Source organism: Nocardia sp. NPDC058519 (genome assembly GCF_042719755.1).
Taxonomy (GTDB): domain Bacteria; phylum Actinomycetota; class Actinomycetes; order Mycobacteriales; family Mycobacteriaceae; genus Nocardia.
Genome location: NZ_JBHXNK010000017.1, coordinates 1 through 22593, shown reverse-complemented (window position 1 = coordinate 22593; position 22593 = coordinate 1). Strand labels below are relative to the sequence as shown.

The window sequence follows — 22593 nt, the reverse complement described above, 5'->3', positions numbered from 1 at the left end:
CCAGTACACAACGGGCTCGGGGCCGATGTGCGGACCGACACCTCCGAATCCTGCTCGCACCTGTTTTGCGCAGGCCCGCTGGAACGTCATCGGCCCGTAGTGGTCGGTCCGGCCGGGCTGGGCGTGGTCGTCGCGCCGGTGCTCGGCGCGGCCGGGTCGCCCGGCACCGCATCCGCACCGTAGAAGACCGGCAGCATGGCTTTGACCAGCACCAGTGCCGACCCCTCGCCCGACGGCACCGTCGCGAGGTTCGTGGCCACCACGATCGTGAGGTCCGATTCGGGGTCATGGCCCATGAAGGTCATGAACCCGGGCATCTGACCGTCGTGTCCGAACAGATGTAGACCGAATCGGACGATTCCGAGACCGTAACCAGCGACATCGGGGGCGGCCGGATCGATCGGCTGGATGCTGTCCATACGAACTCGTTGCGTCTTCTCATCCAGCAAACCACCGTCGACGAGTGCCCGCACATACGTGGCCATGTCATCGACCGTCGATATCGCGGCACCGGCGGTCCACGTCCACGACGGGCTCTCGTCGGTCGCGTTGCTGGGTTGCAGCGTGCCTGCAACCGCGGCGGCTTGTTCCGCGGGCGGCAGGGCGTAGGTATCGATGGTGGAGACATTGGTGCCGAACGCGTAACCCTGCGGGTGCGGATCGGGGATCGTGTGGTCCTCCGCCGCGGGCAGCGAGGTGTGCTTCAGGCCCAGCGGTTCGAAGATCCGCTTCTGGAAATTCTCGGCGGCCGACATTTTCGTGATCTTCTCGATGACAAGGCCGAGCAGAATGATGTTGGTATTGCTGTAATCGAATTTCTCCCCCGGTGCAAAATTAACAGGGTGCGAGAAGGCGATCGCGAGCAACTCCTCCGGTGTCCACACCTTGTTCGGGTCACTGTCGAGCATGGCATTGAATTGCGGGTCGAATGTGTAACTGTATAGCCCGCTTCGCATTTCGGAGAGCTGAGCGATGGTGATGCGATCCCCGTTCGGCACACCCGGCCAATATTTGGCGATCGGGTCCTCGAGCGCGAGCTTGCCCTCCTGCACCAACTGCAGGATGACCGTCGACGTCATGGTCTTGGTGTTACTGGCGATGCGGAAGTAGTCGTCCACCGTCATGGGGTCGTTCGCACCGATGACTCGGGTGCCGAATGTCTCGGTCCAGTCGCCGTCCTTCGGCGATTTGACGACCACGACGGCGCCTGGAATGACGTTGTCCTTCATCAGTTGGGTAATTACCGGCCTGAGGGTGGTGGCGTACGCGGGCTCGGCCTGCGAGCCACTCGGCGTGCGCGTGGCGCTGCCGCCGGAATCCGGCGAGGTCCCGCAGCCCGCGGCGATGAACAAACCCGCGGTCGCGACGAACACTGCGATACTCGTCCGGTGTCCCATAACTCTCCGATCGGCGTTTTGCTCAGGAGGGGTCAGGTGGCGCGGTGCAACTCTAACTCCGCTCCAGACAAAATCGGGTAGAGCATTGATCAGCAAACCGGGCAACTATGGCATGGAGCATCGCGGCCTGCTCACTTCTTCCCACTCGATTCGGCACCACCGGCCTCGTCGGCCGACCGACCCCACGCCGGAGGGTCCACGACGGTCGGTCGTGTATCGGCTGGCGGCCAGCTCGTCCATGCGGCAGCAGTCGCGTGTTCTGCGACGGATTTTCCCCAGTTCCACATCGTTTCGCTCCTCCCCAGAGCTCATCCGCAGGTCTCACCACGCTATCCGGCCGCATCGATTGCGCGCGAACGATTTTCGGTGCCCGGGGAGAGCTATGCGCGCTACTCGCTTTCCGACATCGGGTCGGTCACACCGGCCACCACTCGACGGCTAGCAGACGATCGGTTACGTCGGATGAGCTGCGATTTTCCTCGCCCCGAGGAGGATTCGCGCGGTCCTGGTTCAGCTTGCCCACATTTTAGTTAGCTTATGCTAACCTCACCTCCGTTCACCCGATTCTCCCAGTTGGGAAGGGTGAACCGCATCAAACAAGAACCGCGAGAGGCATGTCGTTGCACGCTTTACCTGGAAAATTTCGATCGCGTTCCGTGCGGCGGATCACCGCGCTGGGACTGGTTGCCGCAGCGGCCGTGTCCGGATGCTCGAGTCGCGAATCGGCGGCTTCCGACAACGCCGCAGCCGGTGCGTCACAGATCCAGCTGACAGATCAGCGCGGCAACAATGTGACGATCGACGGTGACGTGCGCAAGATCGCCTTCGCTGTCATCCCGGCGCCGTCGATCTTCGCCGCGGTGGATCGCAGCTACGACCGGATCGTGGGGATCAACCAGTCGACTCTGGCCGCCAACAAGGGCGGAATGTTCGCGACCATCTTCCCGCAGTCGGTGCAATCGACCGTGGTTTCCGGTCCCAACTTCGTCCCCAATGTCGAGACGCTGCTGCAACTCGACCCGGATGTCGTGGTGCAGTGGGGCGATCGCGGTGCCGATGTCACCGATCCGATCGAGAAGGCCGGGTTCCCGGTGGTCGGATTGAAGTATGGGACGCAGCAGGATCTGGAAACCTGGATCACGCTCTTCGCGCAGATCGCCGGCAAGCCCGACCGCGGCCGGGAACTGGTCGACTGGCATCACACGGAGATCGCCGCCACCCGCGCCGAGGTGGCTGCCGAGACGACTTCGCGGCCCCGCGCGATGATGTTGTCGCGCGTCGGTGATGCGTACTCGACCACCAAGGCGAGCGGATACGACGGATTCCAGTTCGACCTCGTCGGTGCGGACCTGGTGACCAAGGACTTCGTCTCCGACGCGGCTCAGGTGACCCCGGAGCAGATCCTCACCTGGAACCCCGAGGTGATCATGCTCAGCGGGTTCGACGAAAGCACGCCCGCCGAAATCTATGCCGACCCGCGCCTGGCCGGGGTGAAGGCCGTGCAGGACCGGCGGGTGTACAAAACACCGCTCGGTGCTTATCGGTGGCAGGTTTCCAGCATCGAGTCACCGTTGATGTGGCAGTGGATGCACGAAGTGCTCTACCCCAACACTGCCGGTGCCGACCTGCGCAAGAACATCAAGACGAGTTTCGACAACCTGTTCGGCTACTCGATCTCCGAGGAGGAGATCGACAAGGTGCTGCGGTTCGACCTCAACGCGGACTCTGCGAACTATGACCATTTCCGCGGTTGAGATCGACGCCGCGGCCGTAGCTGACGACCGGTCGACGGTCACGCGACCTCGGCAGTGGCGGGCCCCGGCGGTAGGCGTGGCGCTGGTGATCGTCCTTGTCGTAGTGGCGATTACCGCGCTGGCGGTGGGCCGGTACTACGTTCCACCCAACGAGGTCGCCCGGTTGCTGCTGGGACAGGTACTTCCGCTCCGGGAGACCTGGCTTCCCCAGGAGCGCAGCGTGGTGTTCGATATCCGATTGCCGCGGGTGCTGCTCTCGATGGTCATCGGTGCCGGGTTGGCATTGACCGGCGCGGTGATGCAGGCGGTGTTCCAGAATCCGCTGGCCAGCGCGCAGGTACTCGGAGTGTCCTCCGGCGCCTCGTTCGGCGGAGTGCTGATGTTGTTCGGAGGCGTCAGCGGCGGTTACCTCGTCGGTGGCGCCTTCACCGGCGGGGTGCTCGCGCTCGTCCTGGTTCTGCTGATCGCCCGTGCCGCACCGGGATCGCCGCTGCTGATGATCATCCTCGGCGGCACCGTGGTCGGCGCGATGTTCCAGGCGATGGTGTCCTTCGTGACCTACATCGCCGACCCGCAGCAGCAGTTGCCGTCGATCGTGTTCTGGCTCTTGGGTTCCCTCGCCACCGCCACCTACGGCAAGGTGTTGATCGCATCGGTTCCGATCGCGATCGGGGCTTCGGTGGTGATCGCGCTGCGATGGCGGCTGAACATCTTGGCGATGGGCGACGAAGACGCGGTGTCGCTCGGCTTGAAGCCGACTCGGATGCGCCTGCTGCTGCTCGGCTGCGTCGCCCTCATCACCGCAGGCGCGGTGTCGGTCGCCGGGGTGGTCAGCTGGGTCGGGCTGATGGTTCCGCACCTGGTCCGGATGATGGTCGGCACCGACAACAGGATCGTGGTGCCGATGAGCGCGCTGCTCGGAGCGTCGTACCTGACATTGATCGACACGCTCTCACGCATACTCAGCACCGCCGAGATCCCGATCGGAATTCTCACCGCCATGATCGGGGCGCCGTTCTTCGTACTGCTGCTGATCCGTAATCGGCGACAGCTGTGGGGTAGCGATGCTTGAAGCGAAGTCGATGTCGTTTCGCTATTCGGCCAAGGGACCGTGGATCTTTCGCGACGTGTCCGTGGATGTCCGGCGCGGAGAAGTGCTGGCGGTGCTCGGCCCCAACGCCCGTGGCAAGACAACGATGCTCAAGTGCCTGTCCGGACTGGTGGCGCCGACCGAAGGGACGGTCGAACTCGCAGGCAAGGTCGGCTTCGTGCCGCAGAGTCATGCGGTCGTCTTCTCGTTCTCGGTGACAGACACCGTGCTGATGGGCCGAGCGCGTCGGGTCAAGATCTACGGCACACCCACCCGCGGCGACCGTCTCGCCGCCGCGGCCGCACTGGCCCGGGTGGGAATCTCCCACCTCGCCGAGCGCGACTACGCCCGCCTCAGCGGTGGCGAACGGCAATTGGTACTGATTGCCCGGGCACTGGTCTCCGATTGCGACACCATCGTTCTCGATGAACCGGCCTCGGCGCTGGATCTGCGCAACCAGGCGCGGGTATTGACGCTGCTCCGGTCGCTCGCCGACGAAGGTATGGCGGTGGTGATGACGACCCATCATCCCGATCACGCATTGCACATCGCCGAACGCGTGGTGCTGATGGTCGACTCCGGTGATCAGCGCGTGGGCCCGACCCGAGAGTTGTTGACCGACAACGTGTTGAGCGAACTGTACGAACTCGCCATCGTGACCGCCGATGTCCAGACCTCGACGGCGGTGCGCCGGTTGATCGTTCCCGACTTCGGCCGGGGTGTGTCATGACGGTGTTGCGTGCGGTGATGGTGCCGGGTGCCGTCGAGTCCGACGGCTGGCGGCACATCGATCTCTACGACCTGCCCCAGGCCGATCTCACCGAGGTGACCGGGATCTATCTCGCGGCGGACGTCGATCAGGAGTTTCTCGCCGAGATTCGGGAGTTGTTGGGCCGGTTCGTCTTCGAGGGCGGCCGGATGGTGGTCAACGGCCACGTCCAGCGGGTATTTCTCGACGGTCTGACCCGCTGGCGGAAGCTGGAGTTCCGCAAGCCCGCCGATCTCGCGCTGACTCGGGTGTCGGAGCATCCGGTGTGGGCGGGCATCGATCCTCAAGCGCTGCTCTACAACACCGGCACGCCGGGTCGGCTGACGTTCGAGGAGATCTCGCGCATCGGAGTCGCCGGGTTCTATGGTCGCGGCTACTACCTCGACCTCCCCGACGACGCGCAGATCGTCCACACGATCGGACCGACCGCTGGTCCGATCGACTACGCGTATCGGCTCGGTGCGGGACACGTGCTCGTGCACGGCGGTAATGATCTCCTGCAGTTCGCGGGCGCCGATCGCGGCACGAGTTTCCTTACCGGACAGCTGTTGTCGTGGTTGGGGCAACGATGAGCGCGATGCCGCGGGTGGCTTTCGTGCACGGCGGCACCCACGCGCAGTTGGCGACACTCGCCGACCCAGCGTTGGCGCCGTACCGGATTCGGCCTGTGCACATCCGCAAGCTGGAGCCGGTCGCGCTGGCCGACGCCGATGTGGTGGTGGTCAGTGATCGACTGCGCCCGGATCTGCTGATTCCGAGATCGCCGGTGCTGCTGGAGTGCCTGGCTCGGGGCGCGACGATGGTGGTGTTCGGTGAGAACGGTGTCGGCGAATGGCTACCCGGGGTCCAGGAGGAAAGTCGGCCGACCAACTTCTGGTGGTGGCGAACCGGCGAGGATCATCGGATCCGGCTGCGTGCACCGCATCATCCGGCCTGGCCGTACTTCGCGGATCGATCGGTGATCTGGCACTTTCACGGTGTGCTGAAGCCACCACAGGGTGCGGTGAGTCTGGTGGACCTCGAGACCGTCACCGGCGAACGAGACGGTTCGCTGCTCTATCTCGACGAACTCAGCACCCCCGGCCGGCTGCTCGTGACCACGATGGATCCGGTCTATCACCACGGCTCCGGATTCATGCCCGGCGCAACCCAATTGCTGTACTCCGCGATGCAGTGGGCCACGCGGAGCTGAGAGGAGATCGAATGTCGCTACTGGTTCTCGAGGGCACGACCACCCTGGATTTCACCTTCGACGACGTGCTCAAATACCACGGTCCCGGCTACCCGGGCGGTGTGGCACACGGCTACACCGCGATGCGGGTGGCGCTGCCGAACCTGGCTCCGGCGGTGAATCGGCGAGAGGTGAAGGTACGGACGGGATTCCGTGGACCCGGCGGGCGCGATGCCGTCGAGATGGTGCTGCGCGCCGTCACGGAGGGGCAGTACACGGTGACTGCTGACCTGGAGAAGCCCGAACGTGGGGTAATGCTCGAGCGCTATGTCTGGGAGTTCGCCTACCGCGACGACGTTGTGACAGTGCAGTTGCGCGACGACGGCTTCGTCGTCGAGGAGTTCATCGTGCTCTCACGCAAGCCCAACCGAACCGACGACGAGGAGGCACATCTCGCACAGCTCAAGCTGGAGATGACCGACCGGCTGTTGCGGCGGGATCCCCAGGAGGTCTATGAGGTGGTGTGACAGCCCGCGGCAACGCCTGTCCTGACCGATTACACGCCGGGGTCGATAAGGATCTTGCCTTCCACCTGCCCGGCGGCAAGCCGATCGAGTGATGCGCCGAGCTGTGCGAGTCCTACCGGGGTTTCGGCGAACTCGGTGCCGAGCAGCGGGTCTGCCGCCAGGATGTGCAGCGCGGCGGGGAGGTCGGTGTCGCAGACGTGTGCCAGCGTCGTGTCGAGGGTGATCTCGCGGAAGATCATCGAGTGCATGTCGAGGGCGGGCTTGTCCTTGGGAATGCCGACGGCTTGGACACGACCACCGTCGACGACCATCTCGAGTGCCGCCGCCAGCTGGCCGGGCGCCCCACTGGCCTCGATCACGACGTCGGGTTTGCGGCCGTCGAGTGCGTCGACGACATCGGCGGCGATGGATTCCGACGGAGCGAGGGTGCGATCGGCGCCGAGGCGTTGCGCGCGGTCGAGGCGGCTACCGGGGAAGTCGATGACGGTGATGTCGAACTCGCCGAGGTGTCGCAGACCGGCGAGGACGAACGAGCCGATCGCGCCGGCGCCGATGATGATGACGTTGTCGCCTTCACGGGCACCGGACCGGCGGGCCGCATGGATGCCGACGGACAGGGGTTGGGCGAGTCCGGCGTGGTCGAGGGGCAGCCCGGTGGGCAACGGGCGCAGTGTTTTCGTCGGGACCGCGACGAATTCGGCCATGCCGCCGTGGACGTTCAGCCCGAGGGTTCGGTACTGCGTGCACTGGTTGGTTCGGCCTTCGCCACATCGTCGGCACTCACCGCACCAGACGCCGGCGCCACTGGCGACCAGGCTGCCCGCGGTGAGGCCGGAATCCGGGTCGGCCTCGACGATCTCGCCGACGAATTCGTGGCCGGGGATGATCGGACCGAGATGGCCGCTGTGTGGGTGGCGGCGTTGCACGGGAAAGGTTTTCGGCCCGGCGGTCCACTCGGAGGCGTCGGTCCCGCAGATCCCCGATCGCAACACCCGCACGAGTGTTTCCCCATTGCCCGGGGCTGGGATGTCGACTTCTTCGAGTCGGATATCGCGGGGGCCGTAGTAGACGGCGGCTTGCATCGTCGATGGCACAGCAGTGTCTTCCTCGTCGAGATGGTGGATAAGATTCGGGCGCCGAGAGGTGGTCCGGGTCGCCATGGCGACCCAGACCACCTGCTGTCACACCTTGACGGGTTCTCCGTCGCGTGGGTCGGTAACCGGTTGGGCGACAACGTCATCGGCGACGGTGCTGCCGCGGGGCAAGAACATTGCCACCACAGCGGCGAGGCCGAAGAAGCCCGCGCACACGATGAGACCGCCCTGGAATCCGATACTCGCCGCCAGTCCGGCCAGGGCGAACGGCGCCAGCGCCGAGACACCGCGCCCGACGTTGAAACAGAAGCCCGCGCCGGTCGCGCGGGCTCTGGTCGGGAACAGTTCCCCGAGGTAGGAGCCGAACAGACCGAAGAAGGCGGTGAACGCGCCGAACAGCGGTCCCATCCACAGCAGGGCGGTCTCCTGGGTGGTGAGCGCGTAGATCGGCAGTGTCAGCGTGACGCCGAGCAAGGTGATGATGATCGTCCGGTGACGGCCGATGTGATCGGCGAGGAAGCCGAACCCGTTGTAGCCGACGAACATTCCCAGATTGAGCATCGTGATGAACAGTGCGACCGAAGTCGACGGCAGCCCACGCTCGGTGGTCAGGTAGGTCGGCAGCCAGGTCATCGCACCCCAATAGCCGAACAGCGCGAGTGCTGCCATGAGGGTGCCGAGCAGTGTTCGCCGGCGCAGCGAGGAGCCCAGCACATCGCGTACAGAGACGACATCGTCGGCGTTGTCGGCCTTCTGAGCTGCCCAGGTAGCCGATTCCTTGAAGAAGATCGCGACGATGGCGATCGGGAGCACCACCGCGCAACCGGACACCAGGAACATCAGTCGCCAATCCGGCAGGAACCAGCCCGAGATCGTGGCGGCCATCGCACCACCGGCAGGGAATGCGCTGATCACGAACGCGGCGGCGCGACCACGGTGCTTCTCCGGCCACGTCTCGACCACATAGGCCGAGACCACGCTCCAGACCGCGCCGAGCCCGATACCGGCGAGGAACCGCAGCAGCAGGAAGACCTCGTAGCTCGGGACGACGTAGATCACCGCTGTGAAGATGCCGAAGATGCTCAGCGCGGCGAGCAGCGCCTTCTTGCGCCCGAAGTTGTCGGCCACATAGCCGCCAAGGACGCTGCTGACACCGATGCCGACCAGGGTGGCGGTGGCGAGTAGACCGCCCTGGGTGATCGTGATGCCCAAGTCCTTACGGATGGACGGTAGTGCCATGGACAGCAGGACGATTTCCAGCGCGTCGAACAGGTAGGCGAGGAAACACCCACCGAGCACGATCCAACGAGTACGTCGCATCGTTGTACCTCCAGTGTGAACTGCTGGGGGTCGTGCCCGGGCAGCAGTGATCTTCGAATCGCAGGGAACGGGTGTTCACTGCATGGGTGGAACCGGCACCGAGTGATCGCCGGCCAGTGCGTGACTCCGGCGAAAGGCATGGCGGTGCCGTTAGACCCGGACCTCGACGGGTCCGGTCGTGTGTGAGACGGGGCGCTAGCTGCCGTCGTGGGTGGCCAGCACCAGGTCGAACGTGATGCTCGTCCAGCCATCCTGCGGATGCGTCCCGTTAGGGGCGGTGCCATCGACGTGGTGGACGGCCTCGACGACGAGGTTCTCCTTCACCCCGAACACCGCGTCGCAGTCGAGATAGGGGTCGCCCGCGACGAAGATGTGGGTGATCAGGGGCCGGAAATCCGGCGCGGTGACCATGTAGTGCAGATGCGCGGGGCGCATCGGGCCGCGGGCCGTCGCGGTCAGCAGGTCGCCGACCGGGCCGTCGTGGGGAATCGGATACGGCGCGGGCAGTACCGACCAGAATCGGTATTCACCGTCGGCACCCGAGCGCAGCCACCCGCGACCGGCCGAGCGGTCGTCGGTGTACTGGACGTCGTAGAAGCCGTCGGAGTCGGCTTCCCAAACTTCGATCCGCGCACCCTCGATCGGCTCGCCACTGACCGAGCGAACCCGCCCGGATACGTAGCACGGCAGACCCTTCGCGCCCCGGGCGATATCGCCTCCGAGCGCAATCTCCGGTGCGGAATCGACGAAGAACGGACCGAACACCGTCGACTCGGTCGCGCCGGGCTCGGCGGGTTCGTTGATGGCGACCGTGAGCATGGACAGGCCGAGCACATCGGAGAGCAGAATGAACTCCTGGCGCCGCTCGTCGGTGATATGCCCTGCGCGAGTGAGGAATTCGATCGCCGACTCCCACTCGTGTTCGGTGAGCCGGACATCGCGGGCGAAGGCGTGCAGGTGCCGCACGAGACTGTGCATCACCTCGCGCAACCGAGGATCGGGGGTGGCGTCGAAGCTGGCCAGCACCTCCTCGGTGACAGCCTGTTCCTTGTCGACGGCGGTAGCCGGGTCGCCGGTCATGCCGGAGGCCCCGCGGGGTCGGATCCTGCCCATGCGCCGTGCAGGATCGCGCGCAGTCCGTCCGGAGTGACAGGTGTGGGGTTGTCGGCGGGCGCGATCGCGAGGATGTCGCCGATCACGTCGTCGATACCGGACTCGTCCATGCCGAGCTCGCGCAGCCCCGCCGGTACGCCGGCCGCACCACCCAGTTCACGCAGTCCGTCGACGATGTCGACTCGCCTGAGTGCGCGGCCGATCCGGTCGACGGCCTCGCTCGCGTTGGGGGCGTTGTAGGCCAACACGTAAGGCAGCACGATGGCGTGAGTGTGGGCGTGGGGCAGGTCGAACGCCCCGCCGAGGACGTGGCAGATCTTGTGGTGCAGCCCGGATCCAGCGATGGCGAACGCCGATCCGGCCAGGTAGGCGCCGAGCAGCAATTCACCGCGACTGGCCAGGCCGGTCGGGGTGGACGCGATCGTGGCCAACCCGTTGACCAGGTGACGGATGCCGTCTTCGGCGACCGCGCTGGACACCGGGCTGCGCCGTGGCGCCCAGAAGGCCTCGACACAGTGCGCCACCGCGTTGAGTCCGCTGGCGACCGAGAGTTCCACCGGCAGAGAAAGAGTCAGCACCGGGTCGTAGACGACGGTCTTGGGCAGTACCCGCCGATCGGTCCCGGTGGTCTTGCGTCCACGCTCGGTCAGTCCCCAGACCGGGGTGACTTCGGAACCGGCATACGTCGTCGGCACGGCGAGCACCGGCAGACCGGTGGTCAGAGCGACGATCTTGGCCGTTCCCGTAGTCGAGCCGCCGCCCACCGACAGCACTACGTCGGCGTCGGCGTCGACTGCCACCTTGCGGGCGAGCTCGGCGACTTCGGCGGGCACATGGGGACGGACCTCGGAGAAGGTCGCGACCACCCGATCGGCGAACGGAGCGCACAGCTGTGTCGCGGTGTCGTTCTCGGCATCGGTGGCGATGAGCAGAATGCGGCGGGCACCGAGCAGATCGAGCTCGGCGAGCAACTGGGTGCGCGCGGCGCCGGCGCCGAAGACGACCCGGCCGGGCAGACCGTCGTAGGTGAACTGTGTCATCAGATCGCCCCCGAGATGACCGTCGGCCCGTAGCCGAGAAGCAGCCACCGTTCGCCGTCGCGCACCCAGACCGCGAGTGCGCTGTTGGCCAGTTGCTTGCGCACCCCACCGGCGGTGATGTCGGCGCGCATCTCACCGGAGACCAGCACGGTGTCGCCCGCGACGACGATCCGGTGCACGGGGTGATCGATCCGGTGGTAGACGTAGAAGCCGGTGCGCAGTTTCTCCAGGTAGCTGTCGAGGGTGTCGACCACAGCGTTGGAGTGCGTGTAGAGCAGCTCGGGGTGCGCGAACGCGGCGAAGCCGTCGATATCGCCTGCCACCACCGCGGCGTAGCGTGCGTCCTCGAGCGAGCGGATGGTCGATTCGATCTCGGCGGTAGCGAGGGTATCGCTGGTCATGAAAGCGCTCCTGTCTGTGGTGCGGTGGAAAGGGTTTCGCGCAACATCACGCCGTTGCGGCGGCGCAAGACGGTGAGGACCTCGGCCATGTCTGCCTGACCCAGCCCGGTGGCCACGGCGTCGTCGAGTACGGCGAACGCGGCTTCGGACCCGGGCAGGATCAGCCGGTGGCGGTGGGCCAGCGCGAGAGCCAGGCCGAGGTCCTTGCGGATCAGCGATACCGGCGCCGCGACCGGGGTCGCCTCCGGCGCGAGATAGGCCTGCTGCTTGTAGCCGACATAGGGCGCGCCCGCCGCGCTGTTGCGCAGGATGTCGTAGAACGTGGCTGGGTCGAGGTCACCGGCTTCGGCGAGCAGAAGTCCTTCTGCGACAGCCTGACTCAGCCCGGCGAGGACTGCGTTGACCGCGAGCTTTGCCGTGGACCCCGAGCCGACCGGTCCGGCATGGAACTGGGCGGTGGTCATCGCGGCCAGTACCGGTTGTGCCCGCTCGAACTGTTCGGGCGTGGCACCGACCATCGTGGTGATAGCAGCGGTTTCGGCCATCGACACACTGCCCGACACCGGCGCGTCGATCACCGCGAGGTGCGGCAGGTCGGCGAGTTCGCGGACGATCTCCGGGCCCACGGTGCCCATCACGATGTGCAGGTGGTCAGGCCCGACGTTGCGCAGTCCCTCGACGACCAGGCCTCGAGTGGATTCGCCGTCGGGCAGCATGCTGATCGTCAACGCGGTGGCAGCCAGCGCGTCGGGGAAGTCGACGAGGCTGATCCACTGTGGCGCCTGCTCGACGTGTGGGTCGTAGGCGAGAACGGTGTGCCCGGCCGCGGCGAGGTGGGCCGCCATCGGCCTGCCCATGCGGCCCAGGCCCGCGAATCCGATCAGCACGGCCCCTCCCCCGCTACCGAGGTCGTCGTGGCCAACCGGCGAGCGGTCGTGGGAGGTGGTGGAAAGCAGGTCGACCGAAGCCGCGCAATCGGGTAGGACACGAGTCTCCTTCGTCGTCGATGACGGGGAACGGGGCTGAAGCCACTGTGAATATGTTCAGTATCATTAAACATATAGAGAGTGATGTCAACCACGGCACAACGTTTGTCGCATCGAACGGGACGCGCAGCTCGTGTCCAACTCACGAGAAGAGGCACCTCAGGCATCAGAAGTATGTTCGAAACACCACGTCGAGATGGGGCTACCAAGGTTCACCGTGCGCCGTAGATAGTGTTCACCCATAGTGAACCCGTAGTGTTCACTGATAGTTGATTTTGTTTCGGCGAGTGGACAGGGGTGCGCTGATGCAGGACAGGATCGGGCCGGCGTTGAAGCAGGCGCGTCTGGATCGGGGTTCGAGTCTGCGCGGGTTGGCGGCCGCGGCGGGCATCTCCGCCAGCCAGCTCTCACAGATCGAGAACAACAAGTCCCAGCCGTCGGTGAGCACCCTCTACGCTCTCGTCAACCATCTCGAGGTCTCCCTCGACGATCTGCTCGGCATTCGGTACGGCCGCACCGAGCCCACCGCGGAACCAGCCGGACATTCGGGCACGAGCCGGTCCACGGGGGTAGTTCAACGCGCCGCGGACAACCCGGTGCTCGAGATGGCCAACGGCGTCCGGTGGGAAAAGCTCGCGGTCGATCCGAACGCTGGTGTCGACGCCCTGCTGGTCACCTACGAGCCGGGTGCCGCGAGTTCGGTGGACCGAATGCCGATGCGCCACTCCGGAACCGAGTACGCCTACCTGTTCACCGGAGAGTTGACGCTGCTGCTCGACTTCGACAGGTACACCATCGGCGCGGGCGACTCGCTGTGCTTCGATTCCACCCGGCCACACATGTACGTCAACCAGTCGAGCGAACCCGCGCGGGGCGTGTGGTTCGTCGCGGGCCGCCACGAGTCCGGTCCCACCCGGGCATGGGTCGCAGCACAGCTCGGTGAGACCGACACCGAATCGCCACTGCGCGTGACGAATGCGGTCGACGCACTGGATCTGCTCGGCGCCTCCGCCGTGCGACCACCCTCGGCCGAGCCCGGCCGCGACGGCTAGTCGCGACCGGTCCCGGGCGGATCAGAGGCGTTCGAAAACAGCCGCCAGCCCTTGTCCGCCGCCGATGCACATGGTTTCGAGGCCGTAGCGGCCCTCGCGGCGGGTCAGTTCGTGCAGCAGGGTGGCCAGGATTCTGGCGCCGGTGGCGCCGACCGGATGACCGAGGGAGATCCCCGAGCCGTTGGGGTTCACGCGCGGGTCGTCGGGTTCGACCTTCCAGGTCCGCAGCACGGCCAGTGTCTGCGCGGCGAAGGCCTCGTTGAGTTCGATCACGTCCATGTCGTCGAGCGTGAGATCCAGTCGTGCGAGCGCTTTCTCGGTCGCGGGCACCGGTCCGATGCCCATGGTGGACGGCGGTACTCCCGCGACCGCCCACGACGCCAGTCGAGCCATGGGGCGCAGCCCGAGTGCTTGTGCGCGCTGCGGTGTCGTCACGATACAGACGGCCGCGCCGTCGTTCTGACCACTGGAATTTCCCGCTGTCACGGTGGATTCGGGATCGACACCGAGACGGATCGGGCGCAGCTTCGCCAGCGTGTCGAGGTCGGTATCGGCTCGTGGGTGCTCATCGGCGCGCACCAGCAGCGGTTCCCGTTTACGTTGCGGCACAGCGACACTCACCAGCTCCGCCTCGAAGCGGCCATCGCGTTGCGCGTCGACGGCACGCTGGTGCGACTGCACGGCGAGCGCGTCCTGGTCCGCGCGGCTGATGGCGAACTGCGCACGCAGGTTCTCCGCGGTTTCGATCATGCCGCCATCGACCGGAAAGTTCCTGCCACCAGCGGTGATTCGAGCGCGGGCGAGGCGGTCGTGCAGGACCGGACCGTCACCGCGGATACCCCAGCGGATGTCGGTGGCATAGAACTCGGTGCGGCTCATGGATTCCACGCCGCCCGCGAGGACGAGATCGCTGCCCCCGGATTGCACCTGCATGCAGGCTTGCAGCACCGCTTGCAGGCCGGATCCACAGCGCCGGTCCACCTGGATGCCGGGCACGCCGATGCCGAGGCCCGCGTCCAGCGCGGCGATGCGGCCGATCGCGGGTGCCTCGCCGTTGGGCGAGGACTGGCCGAGGATGACGTCGTCGACGGTCGCGGAGTCGAGTCCGGTGCGGGTGATCAGTTCGGTGATCACGGTCGCAGCGAGGTCTTGCGGGGCGATGTCCTTGAAGACTCCGCCGAATCGGCCGACCGGGGTTCGCAGGGGTTCGCAGATAACAGCTTCGGGCATAGCTCTTCCTCGTAGGTGTCAGGTGTTGGATCGGATCCGGGTGAGGTCGTGCTCGATCGCGGCGCCGGTCTCGAGCAGGGCGGGGATCAGAACGTCGCGGACTTCACCGAGCGTGTAGCGGGCGGCCTGGGTGGAGATGTTCACCGCGGCAACGACTGCGCCGTGCTGGTCACGCAGGGGCGCGGCCATCGACCGCAGTCCTTGCTCGAGCTCCTGATCGACGACGCAGTAGCCGTCTGCGCGGACCTGCGCCAACTCGGCACGCAGTTGCCGTTTCGTGGTGACGGTCGTGTCGGTGAGGGGTGTCAGGTCGACCTTCGCCAGATAGTTCTCCAGCGCGTCGGCGTCGAGGTCGGCGAGCAGAACCCGCCCCATCGAGGTGGCGTAGGCGGGGAAACGGGTCCCGATGTTGATCGACACCGTCATGATCCGGCTGACGGGTACACGGGCGACGTAGACGATGTCGGTGCCGTCCAGGATGGACACCGAGGTCGACTCACGAACCTTCTCGGCCAGCGCCTCGAGGTGCGGGCCCGCCAGGTCGGGCAGGGTCAGGCTGGACAAGAAGCTGTACCCGAGCTCGAGCACGCGCGGCGTGAGCCAGAACTGGTTTCCGTCGGAGCGCACATACCCGAGTTCGACGAGGGTGAGCAGGAAACGCCGTGCGGTGGCCCGCGTCAGGTCGGTGGCGTGGGCGACCTCGCTGAGGGTGCGTCGTGGATGCCTTGCATCGAAGGCCCGGATGACGGCAAGGCCGCGCGCGAGGGACTGCACGTAATCCGGCGACGGTTCTGTCATGGCGGCCGTAACTCCTTCTCCCACTGGGCCCGATGGCGTCCACCCGCGGCGAACGTCTGTACACCGAGCCGGGCCCGAGGCTACGTCGCGGGGATCGGACACAAGGCTCGGCATGCACGAAAACGGATGTTCATTATGCGAACAGACGTACGCATAATGAACAAGCTATGCCCACAACTCCAGCCAACGCAAGCGTTCGCCATACGAACAGAAGTGCGCAATGCGAACATGCCGTCTAGTATCGCCGGTGTGATGGACAAAGTCATTGCGACGGCAGCCGAGGCCGTCGCCGATATTCAAGACGGCGCGTCGTTCGCGGTCGGCGGGTTCGGTCTGGTCGGGGTGCCGCAGGTACTCATCGACGCCGTACTCGCCCACGGCGCCACCGATCTCGAGGTCGTCAGCAACAACTGCGGCACTGCGGGCGTCGGATTGGGCGTGTTACTCGAAGCACACCGGATCCGCCGCACCACCAGCTCTTACGTCGGCTCGAACGCGGAGTTCGCGCGTCAGTTCCTCTCCGGCGAACTCGAAGTGGAACTGACGCCGCAGGGCACCCTTGCGGAGCGGATGCGGGCGGGCGGTGCGGGCATTCCGGCGTTCTACACCCCCGCGGGCGTCGGCACACAGGTCGCCGACGGTGGTCTGCCGCTGCGCTACGACGGCGACGGCGGGATCGCGCTGGCCAGTCCCGCGAAGGAGACCCGGGTCTTCGGCGGGGTGCCCTACGTGCTCGAACATGCGATCGTCACCGATTTCGCGCTCGTGCACGCGTGGAAGGGCGACCGCCACGGCAACCTCGTCTACCGCCGCAGCGCGCGCAACTTCAATCCCCCGGCCGCCACGGCAGGCCGGATCACCATCGCCCAGGTCGAGCACCTGATGGAACCGGGCGAACTGGATCCAGACGAAGTACACACCCCCGGCATCCACGTGCAGCGCGTGGTGCACGTGGGCACAGTCGAGGTCGGAATCGAGAACAGGACGGTGCGGGCATGACCTGGACACGCCAGGAGTTGGCGGCCCGAGTGGCCAGCGAGTTGAGTGACGGCCAGTACGTGAACCTCGGCATCGGTATGCCGACGGTGGTGCCGAACTACCTGCCCGACGATGTCACGGTCGTTCTGCATTCGGAGAACGGCGTCCTCGGCGTCGGACCGTACCCGACCGACGAAGAAGTCGATCCCGAGCTGATCAACGCGGGCAAGGAGACGATCACCGTACTGCCCGGCGCCTCCTACTTCGACTCCTCCCAGTCCTTCGGGATGATCCGCGGCGGCTGCGTCGATGTCGCCGTTCTCGGCGCGATGCAGGTCAGCGCCAACGGCGACCTGGCGAACTGGATGATTCCGGGCAAGATGGTCAAGGGCATGGGTGGCGCGATGGACCTGGTCCACGGCGCGAAACGGGTCATCGTGATGATGGAACACCGGTCCCGCAGCGGTGAACCCAAGATCGTCGATCGCTGCACCCTGCCACTGACCGGGCTGGGTTGCGTGCACCGCATCATCACCGAGATGGCGGTGCTGGATATCGGCCCCGACGGGCTGACACTTGTCGAAACCGCGCCGGGAGTCAGCGAATCCGACGTTCGAGAGGCCACCGGAGCAGATTTCACGGTCGCGCTCGCTACCGCGCCTGCCCGGTGAGATCCGGTGTGAAGCCCACATCGAACGGGGGTGTGGGCTTCACGGGATCGGACGACAGAGCCACGGTGGTCCCCATCAGCCGCGCCGTTCCCGGGCGCGAGATCAGGTCGGAAACCTGCGCGGCCAGCACCATCAGATCCGATCGCGGGCCGCGACATCACCGATGGTCAAGCCCTCGATGCCGTGCTCGGTGACTTGCTCGAGGGTTGCCTGATCTCGCGCCCGGGAATGGCGCCCCGACCGCTGCGACCGACACTTCCGGATCAGCGCAGATACGCCGCGATCCAGTTGCCGAATTCGGTCGCGAGATGCCACTGGTGCTCGGTGACATACAGGCCGGGCACGGCCGCGGGGAACGCGACCTTCAGCTGACTGCGGAACCCACCACCGGGTTCGTCACGGAACTGATGACACACCCCGCCGATGAGTTCACCGTCAGAGAGGGTGGCAGCTCCGGCGACCGAGAGCGGGTAGGCCGGGTCCACGGGGGCGACTACCTTCGACGGGTCGGTGTAGGTGACGAGGAACCGGCTGGCGAGCACCGCTCCACCGGTCACCTCGATGACCTCCTGCCGCCCGTCGGGCAGGGTGGCGATGATGTAGTGGTCCGGGCACGCGCCGGTCCAGAACGCCTGGTCGTTGTTCACCCGCGCGCGGTCGAACGTGTCGATGAAGCCCTGTGCGCTGCCGCGATCGCTGGCGATCTCGACCGTCGCCACCACCCAGCGTCCACCCGACGCCGCGAGCGTGGCCCGGGTGGCGGCCTCGGAGGCGACGAGTTCGCCTGCGAGCAGCTCACGCAAACCCTGGGGACCGATCAGCACGCGAGCCCGTGCCAGCGCCGCGCGGGCGGCGGGAATGTCGTCGACATCTACCGCGAAGCGGGCGAGCAGCGAGTCGAGCTCACCGGTCAGCAGGCCGATGTAGTCCTTGCGTATCCGCGCCGCGGCGACCGACAGCCGCCGCCGTTCCCACTCGACGACCTTGCCCTGGTCGACCAGGTGACCGTCGATGTATGTCCGCAGCCCGGCTGCCGACGCATCAGGGGAGGCGAAGACGGTCCCCGTACCGGCGTAGGCAACCGCCGCGGTGGCGGCCGTCGCCCCGGCGGCACGGACGATGAAGCTTCTCCTGGTCAGCATTGACCAATTCCTTTCAATCTAACGCTAGTAGCTCTTGCGATAACACAGCTTCCGTTGCCCTCGTCACGATGTCAACAGGTTGCGCATAATTAACGCCACAGACACTTGCGTTTCCAGTTTCGAAAGGGCAACCTTAACGCAAGTCGTAATAGCTTTAATGAGAGGTGGTAGCCGCCATGGACGATCCCATCGAGATCCGAGCGTTCCTCGCCGAACAGAGCGTCACGCGCCAGCAGGTGCGCGCCTGGGAAGCGCGGCGTGCCGAAGCGGTGCTGAAGAAGTTCGCCAGGCGCCTGGGACACCGCGGAACAGCCGAACTCCTGCCCGATTTCACGATCGGCAGAGCGTTCGACGCGCCCCTCGATGTCCAGCGCGCCGCCCTCACTGCCATGAAGACCGAACTGGGCCACGCGGGAATCTACGCACTGCTCAAGCGCGAACTGGCCATCTCCGAGCGGATGGCACGGGTCGGCATCGCCGCCAGCCGGGGCCGGGTCAAGTACTCGGTCACCCGACTTCACGTCCCCCACTACTCCGCGCAGCGATTCGCCGACTGGTTCAACAACCTGACCATCTCCAACATCGAAGTCGACATGGTCGACGCCACCCCGGACCACTACCTGCTGCGCGGCCTGCCCAACGGCTTCAGGAAGTCGTCGAAACGACCGGCGGCTCACCCACGGCGTCGCGGTTCCTCGTCGACTACAGCAGAACCGAAACACTGACCATCCCCGCCGATCCCGACTACCCCATCCAGATCGCGGGCCAGGCCCAGCTCGACGACGGCCTGGTCATCGGCGGCGTCCGCCACCAGTTCCGCGACCGTGACGGCACTCTCGAAGCCCTGCTGACCTGCCAGTTCCCGGGTAGCCTGCCCGCCAGGCTCATCCACCAGCATCAATGGCACCTGGCCAGCGAGTTCAGCAACTGGATGATCGCCGCGGCCCCGATCGCGGCGACCGCCTGACGTCGGCACCCAGGTACATCCCGGCCAGTGCAGTCGCCCTGCACGCTCGGCCGCGAGCACGGTGGGGTAGGTACGAGATGCTCGAGTTGTTGCAGCACATCGCTGACCGGGACGAGGTTACGGGATCGGTTCCCAACTGCTCCAGGGTCGAGGGCCGACTCGTCCGCGTAGGCAATCGAGCCGATGCAGAGCTTGCGCAGCATGCTCAGGTTTGGACCCGGCCGACTGCACGGCCATGCACGTCATCCGCAACTCACGGATATCACGCAACAACGCGAACCCGGGCCAGGTTGTGACGTCGTAACCGTATGCGCGCCAAAATGACTCGTATCGCTGCTCCGGGATCCATCCGAACGAGCTGTGCTTGATCGCGGTCGAAGTCAGATCCCACTCCGGTGGCCCGATCGAAGCACGCTCCAAATCGAGGAACGTGGTCACTCCCGCCTCAGTGGTGACCACGTTGCCTGCCCACGCATCGCCATGGATCGGACCCCGCGGTTGACCCGGCGCCAGCTCCTTCCACCCTGCTCGCAACTCGGACAGCTGGTCACGCAGCCACTGCCTATCCCCCGGCGTAAGAGTACTTCCGGCATCGATGCGTTCGTCGAGTCGGACGAAAGGCTGTACCTCGCTGAGGAATTCAGGTGCCGACAGGCCGTGGAGAGTGCGCAATGCCGTAGCGATCTCCTGTTCGGTACCCGGTCGATGCGGGCCGAGCTCGCGCCAGAACGTGACCGGCCGACCGTCTACGTCGACGAAATCAGCGCGGCTGCCTGCTGGTTCGACGGCAGCGACACCGTTGGCCTGAAGCCATCTCGCGACCATGAGCTCCCTGGATGCCGCCTCGGCCTGTCCGATGCGGGCTACTCGCACCACCACCTGTTGGTCGGCCAGTCTGTATATCCCGTTCTCGGCGACCTTGATAGGCACCAGACGCGGGTTCTCGAATCCCGCAGTGGCGCAGGCTTCCCGCGCCACCTGCTCGATTTCCGGTTGACTCACGCTGGTGTCGCCGTGAGGTCGACTCCGGCGCGGCGGGCATACCGGTGTAGCTCTTGAACGTCCTGGGCTGCGCGACGTGAATGCAATGCGTTTGCGCGTGTGAGGGCCGCTGATCCGATCGAGCGCGCCTCGTTTGGGTCGCCGGTGGCCATGACCAGCGATGCCAATTTGATCGATGACATCGTGCGTGAGCGGGCCGCCAGGTCGGTGTGTCCGCGGACGGCCGTGGACAGACGGTCACGTGCCTCGCCAGTGAAGCTGCCCTTCACTGCGATATCGAACAGCGCATGTCCGGTGTCGCCTGCGTGCTGGGCGCGGTCGTAGTAGCGCATCCAGACCGGATCGTTGGCCGGCGAGGAGTTGGCGAATTGTTCGTCTGCGTGGCCGACAGCAGTGAGCACCGCCTGTACGTCACCGAGCTTTGCGCGCACGCGCGCCTCGGCGGTGTACAGCATCGCCCGCTCCGTCGCTGTCAGGCTCGGCGCCAACGTGAGTGCCTCCTGGATATGGGCCAAGCCGTCGTAGTTCTTACCGGTCCAGATGGCATGGCGCGTCATCGAGGAGAGCACTTTCGCGTGCAGGTGCACCGCGTCGACCTCTTTGGCGCAGTCGCGCGCGAGGCCGAACATCTGCTCGGCGTCGTTGTGCGCGCATGCGTCGAACGCCATGAACGCCGCGGTGTGGGCAAGCGAACCAACGGCCAGGTACAAATCGGCTCGGTCGCAGGGCGCGCACTGGGCGTCGAGGTAGCCTTCGGCAATTCGTAGCTGGGTCGCTACGACCTCGCGCACCAGCGCGCCGCCGTAGGTGGCATCCCACTTGGCGAACAGCTGCGCGGCATCCCGGATTTGCGCGATCTCGACGGCGCCCACCCGGGCAGGGATGGGCGTGGCTCTGGTCTCGTCCAGCAGACGCAGCACGCTGCCGGGTGAGACCACGGCGGCGGCGGTCGCCGCGGCCACACGCAGAAATCCTTGGCGGTCCACCTCGTCCACGGTATCCCTGTGCGGAAGGCGGAACCACAGCAGTTCCTCCGGGATGCGCAGAATCGTTGCCCACCTGATCAGCTTCGACATGACCTCTGGCGCGTCGCCGGTTTCGATGCGGCTCAACGTGGCTTGGGTGATGTCGAGCCAGTTCGCGACATCGAGCTGCGTGATCGAGGTCTGATGCATCGGGTGGGTGCGGAACGCGTAAATGACTCGACCCATGTGCCAGGACCCGAGGGCGTCTCGCATGTGGTCGCTGGCCCAGAATTCGGCTGGCAACATCGGCGGGCCGACAGAAAGCAGCGACGTTCGCGCGCAGCTGCTGCACGAGGTGCCGGTGTTGTATCGACTCAGTCGGCTCCCGCACGACGTGCAGTGCCGTTCGTTCTCGCTCGTTCGCGTCATCCGCCCCGCTCCAGCGATCTCGCCGTCCCCAAACGATTTCCCGGACCGTACCACCGGTGATACCCAGCGTGTATACGACCACTGTATGTGCGCAATCGTCTGATATCCGTTGCGCGTATAGCGCTTTGGCGCCCGTCACCGCGATTGTCGTGGTGTCCGCAACGAAATCTGCGAAAAGGGGCGACATGGCGCTATCCCTGCTGGTGCCGATCCTCGGACCACCCGCGTCCGGCAAGACCACACTCACCCTCGCACTCGGCAAAGATCCTGACCGGCATGTGTTTCGGCTCCGCGAACATACTCAGCCACCCGAAAAGCCTTCGACCTCCTGGCCGCGAGCAAATACCTGTTGCGTCGTGCCCTCAATGCCCTCCCCGACAACCCCGACCTCACGCCGCTGTGCGAGCACTACGACATCCTCGACAAAATCGTGCTGCACGACGACACCGAATCCGGCATCCGATTGCGGCTGCACATCTTCGGGCCCGGCTACCACGACCGCCCCCACAACCACCGCTGGACCTACGCCAGCAACGTCCTGCGCGGCGAATACCGCCACCGGATCTACGGCGAAGCGAAACTAGTGTGTCACGCCTGAAATGAGCCAGATAAATTGTTAGCCTGTTTGCGTGTCGAATCGTGGGCCTTCTGCTGTTGAGATCGTTGTGTCCGACGCCGAGCGTGCGGAGCTGGTGCG

General features: G+C 65.8%; 24 protein-coding genes. 11 read left to right on the top strand and 13 right to left on the bottom strand.

Going from position 1 to position 22593, the window contains the following annotated elements:
• Positions 1-86: 86 nt before the first annotated feature.
• Positions 87-1493 carry a serine hydrolase domain-containing protein gene (locus ACFWPK_RS19540; protein ID WP_378917663.1) on the bottom strand — a complete coding sequence of 469 codons (1407 nt, stop codon included), beginning with the start codon at positions 1491-1493 and terminating at the stop codon, positions 87-89.
• A gap of 560 nt (positions 1494-2053) precedes the next feature.
• Here ACFWPK_RS19540 and ACFWPK_RS19535 point away from each other — a divergent pair.
• From ACFWPK_RS19535 to ACFWPK_RS19510, 6 genes are read left to right on the top strand one after another with little or no spacing between them, the layout of a single operon-like run.
• Positions 2054-3151 carry an ABC transporter substrate-binding protein gene (locus tag ACFWPK_RS19535; protein WP_378917661.1) on the top strand — a complete coding sequence of 366 codons (1098 nt, stop codon included), beginning with the start codon at positions 2054-2056 and terminating at the stop codon, positions 3149-3151.
• Positions 3132-4223 carry a FecCD family ABC transporter permease gene (locus tag ACFWPK_RS19530; protein ID WP_378917659.1) on the top strand — a complete coding sequence of 364 codons (1092 nt, stop codon included), beginning with the start codon at positions 3132-3134 and terminating at the stop codon, positions 4221-4223. The genes ACFWPK_RS19535 and ACFWPK_RS19530 overlap by 20 nt, the downstream gene beginning before the upstream one ends.
• On the top strand, positions 4216-4971 hold the full coding sequence (locus ACFWPK_RS19525) for an ABC transporter ATP-binding protein (RefSeq protein ID WP_378917657.1): 756 nt from the start codon (positions 4216-4218) through the stop codon (positions 4969-4971). The genes ACFWPK_RS19530 and ACFWPK_RS19525 overlap by 8 nt, the downstream gene beginning before the upstream one ends.
• Complete coding sequence (locus ACFWPK_RS19520; RefSeq protein ID WP_378917655.1) at positions 4968-5582, top strand: hypothetical protein; 615 nt, start codon at positions 4968-4970, stop codon at positions 5580-5582. Before ACFWPK_RS19525 ends, ACFWPK_RS19520 begins: the two co-directional genes overlap by 4 nt.
• Positions 5579-6202, top strand: coding sequence for a hypothetical protein (locus tag ACFWPK_RS19515; protein ID WP_378917653.1), 624 nt, complete (start codon positions 5579-5581; stop codon positions 6200-6202). The genes ACFWPK_RS19520 and ACFWPK_RS19515 overlap by 4 nt, the downstream gene beginning before the upstream one ends.
• An 11-nt stretch (positions 6203-6213) precedes the next feature.
• The gene (locus ACFWPK_RS19510) at positions 6214-6708 is read left to right on the top strand and encodes a hypothetical protein (protein ID WP_378917651.1); all 495 of its coding nucleotides are present in this window, start codon (positions 6214-6216) and stop codon (positions 6706-6708) included.
• A 29-nt stretch (positions 6709-6737) separates the two neighbouring features.
• Here ACFWPK_RS19510 and ACFWPK_RS19505 read toward each other — a convergent pair whose 3' ends face one another.
• The 6 genes from ACFWPK_RS19505 to ACFWPK_RS19480 all read right to left on the bottom strand — a co-directional run bounded on the left by ACFWPK_RS19505 (position 6738) and on the right by ACFWPK_RS19480 (position 12563).
• Positions 6738-7802 carry a zinc-binding dehydrogenase gene (locus ACFWPK_RS19505; protein ID WP_378917649.1) on the bottom strand — a complete coding sequence of 355 codons (1065 nt, stop codon included), beginning with the start codon at positions 7800-7802 and terminating at the stop codon, positions 6738-6740.
• An 87-nt stretch (positions 7803-7889) separates the two neighbouring features.
• Positions 7890-9122: an MFS transporter gene (locus ACFWPK_RS19500; protein ID WP_378917647.1), complete on the bottom strand. Its 1233-nt coding sequence runs from the start codon at positions 9120-9122 to the stop codon at positions 7890-7892.
• A gap of 195 nt (positions 9123-9317) precedes the next feature.
• The gene (locus ACFWPK_RS19495) at positions 9318-10202 is read right to left on the bottom strand and encodes an intradiol ring-cleavage dioxygenase (protein ID WP_378917645.1); all 885 of its coding nucleotides are present in this window, start codon (positions 10200-10202) and stop codon (positions 9318-9320) included.
• Entirely contained in the window at positions 10199-11275 is a 1077-nt protein-coding gene (locus ACFWPK_RS19490; protein WP_378917643.1) for a maleylacetate reductase, read from the bottom strand. Before ACFWPK_RS19490 ends, ACFWPK_RS19495 begins: the two co-directional genes overlap by 4 nt.
• Positions 11275-11676, bottom strand: coding sequence for a nuclear transport factor 2 family protein (locus tag ACFWPK_RS19485; protein WP_378917641.1), 402 nt, complete (start codon positions 11674-11676; stop codon positions 11275-11277). Before ACFWPK_RS19485 ends, ACFWPK_RS19490 begins: the two co-directional genes overlap by 1 nt.
• Positions 11673-12563 carry an NAD(P)-dependent oxidoreductase gene (locus ACFWPK_RS19480; protein WP_378917639.1) on the bottom strand — a complete coding sequence of 297 codons (891 nt, stop codon included), beginning with the start codon at positions 12561-12563 and terminating at the stop codon, positions 11673-11675. The genes ACFWPK_RS19485 and ACFWPK_RS19480 overlap by 4 nt, the downstream gene beginning before the upstream one ends.
• Before the next feature lie 404 nt (positions 12564-12967).
• Here ACFWPK_RS19480 and ACFWPK_RS19475 point away from each other — a divergent pair, with 404 nt between their 5' ends.
• The gene (locus ACFWPK_RS19475) at positions 12968-13714 is read left to right on the top strand and encodes a helix-turn-helix domain-containing protein (protein ID WP_378917637.1); all 747 of its coding nucleotides are present in this window, start codon (positions 12968-12970) and stop codon (positions 13712-13714) included.
• A gap of 21 nt (positions 13715-13735) precedes the next feature.
• On the opposite strand, the gene ACFWPK_RS19470 is transcribed toward ACFWPK_RS19475, so the two are convergent.
• Entirely contained in the window at positions 13736-14944 is a 1209-nt protein-coding gene (locus ACFWPK_RS19470; protein WP_378917635.1) for an acetyl-CoA C-acetyltransferase, read from the bottom strand.
• Between the two features lie 18 nt (positions 14945-14962).
• Positions 14963-15742, bottom strand: a complete 780-nt coding sequence (locus ACFWPK_RS19465; protein ID WP_378917633.1) for an IclR family transcriptional regulator C-terminal domain-containing protein — start codon at positions 15740-15742, stop codon at positions 14963-14965.
• Positions 15743-15994: 252 nt separating this feature from the next.
• Between ACFWPK_RS19465 and ACFWPK_RS19460 the strand changes: the two genes are divergently transcribed.
• Both ACFWPK_RS19460 and ACFWPK_RS19455 read left to right on the top strand, forming a co-directional pair.
• The gene (locus ACFWPK_RS19460; protein WP_378917631.1) at positions 15995-16741 is read left to right on the top strand and encodes a CoA transferase subunit A; all 747 of its coding nucleotides are present in this window, start codon (positions 15995-15997) and stop codon (positions 16739-16741) included.
• Positions 16738-17391 carry a CoA transferase subunit B gene (locus ACFWPK_RS19455; RefSeq protein WP_378917629.1) on the top strand — a complete coding sequence of 218 codons (654 nt, stop codon included), beginning with the start codon at positions 16738-16740 and terminating at the stop codon, positions 17389-17391. Before ACFWPK_RS19460 ends, ACFWPK_RS19455 begins: the two co-directional genes overlap by 4 nt.
• A 263-nt stretch (positions 17392-17654) precedes the next feature.
• Here the strand turns inward: ACFWPK_RS19455 and ACFWPK_RS19450 are convergent, their stop codons facing one another.
• On the bottom strand, positions 17655-18533 hold the full coding sequence (locus ACFWPK_RS19450; protein ID WP_378917627.1) for a hypothetical protein: 879 nt from the start codon (positions 18531-18533) through the stop codon (positions 17655-17657).
• A gap of 176 nt (positions 18534-18709) precedes the next feature.
• Here ACFWPK_RS19450 and ACFWPK_RS19445 point away from each other — a divergent pair, with 176 nt between their 5' ends.
• Positions 18710-19258, top strand: coding sequence for a hypothetical protein (locus ACFWPK_RS19445; RefSeq protein ID WP_378917625.1), 549 nt, complete (start codon positions 18710-18712; stop codon positions 19256-19258).
• Here ACFWPK_RS19445 and ACFWPK_RS19440 read toward each other — a convergent pair.
• From ACFWPK_RS19440 to ACFWPK_RS19430, 3 genes are all read right to left on the bottom strand, one after another.
• Positions 19207-19431 carry a hypothetical protein gene (locus tag ACFWPK_RS19440; protein WP_378917623.1) on the bottom strand — a complete coding sequence of 75 codons (225 nt, stop codon included), beginning with the start codon at positions 19429-19431 and terminating at the stop codon, positions 19207-19209. The genes ACFWPK_RS19445 and ACFWPK_RS19440 overlap by 52 nt on opposite strands.
• A gap of 186 nt (positions 19432-19617) precedes the next feature.
• The gene (locus tag ACFWPK_RS19435) at positions 19618-20502 is read right to left on the bottom strand and encodes a phosphotransferase enzyme family protein (protein WP_378917621.1); all 885 of its coding nucleotides are present in this window, start codon (positions 20500-20502) and stop codon (positions 19618-19620) included.
• On the bottom strand, positions 20499-21713 hold the full coding sequence (locus ACFWPK_RS19430; RefSeq protein WP_378917619.1) for an XRE family transcriptional regulator: 1215 nt from the start codon (positions 21711-21713) through the stop codon (positions 20499-20501). The genes ACFWPK_RS19435 and ACFWPK_RS19430 overlap by 4 nt, the downstream gene beginning before the upstream one ends.
• A 532-nt stretch (positions 21714-22245) precedes the next feature.
• Here ACFWPK_RS19430 and ACFWPK_RS19425 point away from each other — a divergent pair.
• Positions 22246-22494 (top strand): hypothetical protein, encoded by a 249-nt coding sequence (locus ACFWPK_RS19425; protein ID WP_378917617.1) that lies wholly within the window; start codon positions 22246-22248, stop codon positions 22492-22494.
• The last annotated feature ends 99 nt before the right edge of the window (positions 22495-22593 follow it).

What these genes read in the sequence shown, in the direction of transcription:
- ACFWPK_RS19530 (WP_378917659.1), top strand. Translation starts at nt 3,132, where the DNA reads ATGACCATTTCCGCGGTTGAGATCGACGCCGCGGCCGTAGCTGACGAC.
- ACFWPK_RS19525 (WP_378917657.1), top strand. Translation starts at nt 4,216, where the DNA reads ATGCTTGAAGCGAAGTCGATGTCGTTTCGCTATTCGGCCAAGGGACCG.
- ACFWPK_RS19520 (WP_378917655.1), top strand. Translation starts at nt 4,968, where the DNA reads ATGACGGTGTTGCGTGCGGTGATGGTGCCGGGTGCCGTCGAGTCCGAC.
- ACFWPK_RS19515 (WP_378917653.1), top strand. Translation starts at nt 5,579, where the DNA reads ATGAGCGCGATGCCGCGGGTGGCTTTCGTGCACGGCGGCACCCACGCG.
- ACFWPK_RS19510 (WP_378917651.1), top strand. Translation starts at nt 6,214, where the DNA reads ATGTCGCTACTGGTTCTCGAGGGCACGACCACCCTGGATTTCACCTTC.
- ACFWPK_RS19500 (WP_378917647.1), bottom strand. Translation starts at nt 9,122, where the DNA reads ATGCGACGTACTCGTTGGATCGTGCTCGGTGGGTGTTTCCTCGCCTAC.
- ACFWPK_RS19495 (WP_378917645.1), bottom strand. Translation starts at nt 10,202, where the DNA reads ATGACCGGCGACCCGGCTACCGCCGTCGACAAGGAACAGGCTGTCACC.
- ACFWPK_RS19490 (WP_378917643.1), bottom strand. Translation starts at nt 11,275, where the DNA reads ATGACACAGTTCACCTACGACGGTCTGCCCGGCCGGGTCGTCTTCGGC.
- ACFWPK_RS19485 (WP_378917641.1), bottom strand. Translation starts at nt 11,676, where the DNA reads ATGACCAGCGATACCCTCGCTACCGCCGAGATCGAATCGACCATCCGC.
- ACFWPK_RS19475 (WP_378917637.1), top strand. Translation starts at nt 12,968, where the DNA reads ATGCAGGACAGGATCGGGCCGGCGTTGAAGCAGGCGCGTCTGGATCGG.
- ACFWPK_RS19470 (WP_378917635.1), bottom strand. Translation starts at nt 14,944, where the DNA reads ATGCCCGAAGCTGTTATCTGCGAACCCCTGCGAACCCCGGTCGGCCGA.
- ACFWPK_RS19465 (WP_378917633.1), bottom strand. Translation starts at nt 15,742, where the DNA reads ATGACAGAACCGTCGCCGGATTACGTGCAGTCCCTCGCGCGCGGCCTT.
- ACFWPK_RS19460 (WP_378917631.1), top strand. Translation starts at nt 15,995, where the DNA reads ATGGACAAAGTCATTGCGACGGCAGCCGAGGCCGTCGCCGATATTCAA.
- ACFWPK_RS19455 (WP_378917629.1), top strand. Translation starts at nt 16,738, where the DNA reads ATGACCTGGACACGCCAGGAGTTGGCGGCCCGAGTGGCCAGCGAGTTG.
- ACFWPK_RS19450 (WP_378917627.1), bottom strand. Translation starts at nt 18,533, where the DNA reads ATGCTGACCAGGAGAAGCTTCATCGTCCGTGCCGCCGGGGCGACGGCC.
- ACFWPK_RS19445 (WP_378917625.1), top strand. Translation starts at nt 18,710, where the DNA reads ATGGACGATCCCATCGAGATCCGAGCGTTCCTCGCCGAACAGAGCGTC.
- ACFWPK_RS19440 (WP_378917623.1), bottom strand. Translation starts at nt 19,431, where the DNA reads ATGCTGGTGGATGAGCCTGGCGGGCAGGCTACCCGGGAACTGGCAGGT.
- ACFWPK_RS19430 (WP_378917619.1), bottom strand. Translation starts at nt 21,713, where the DNA reads ATGGGTCGAGTCATTTACGCGTTCCGCACCCACCCGATGCATCAGACC.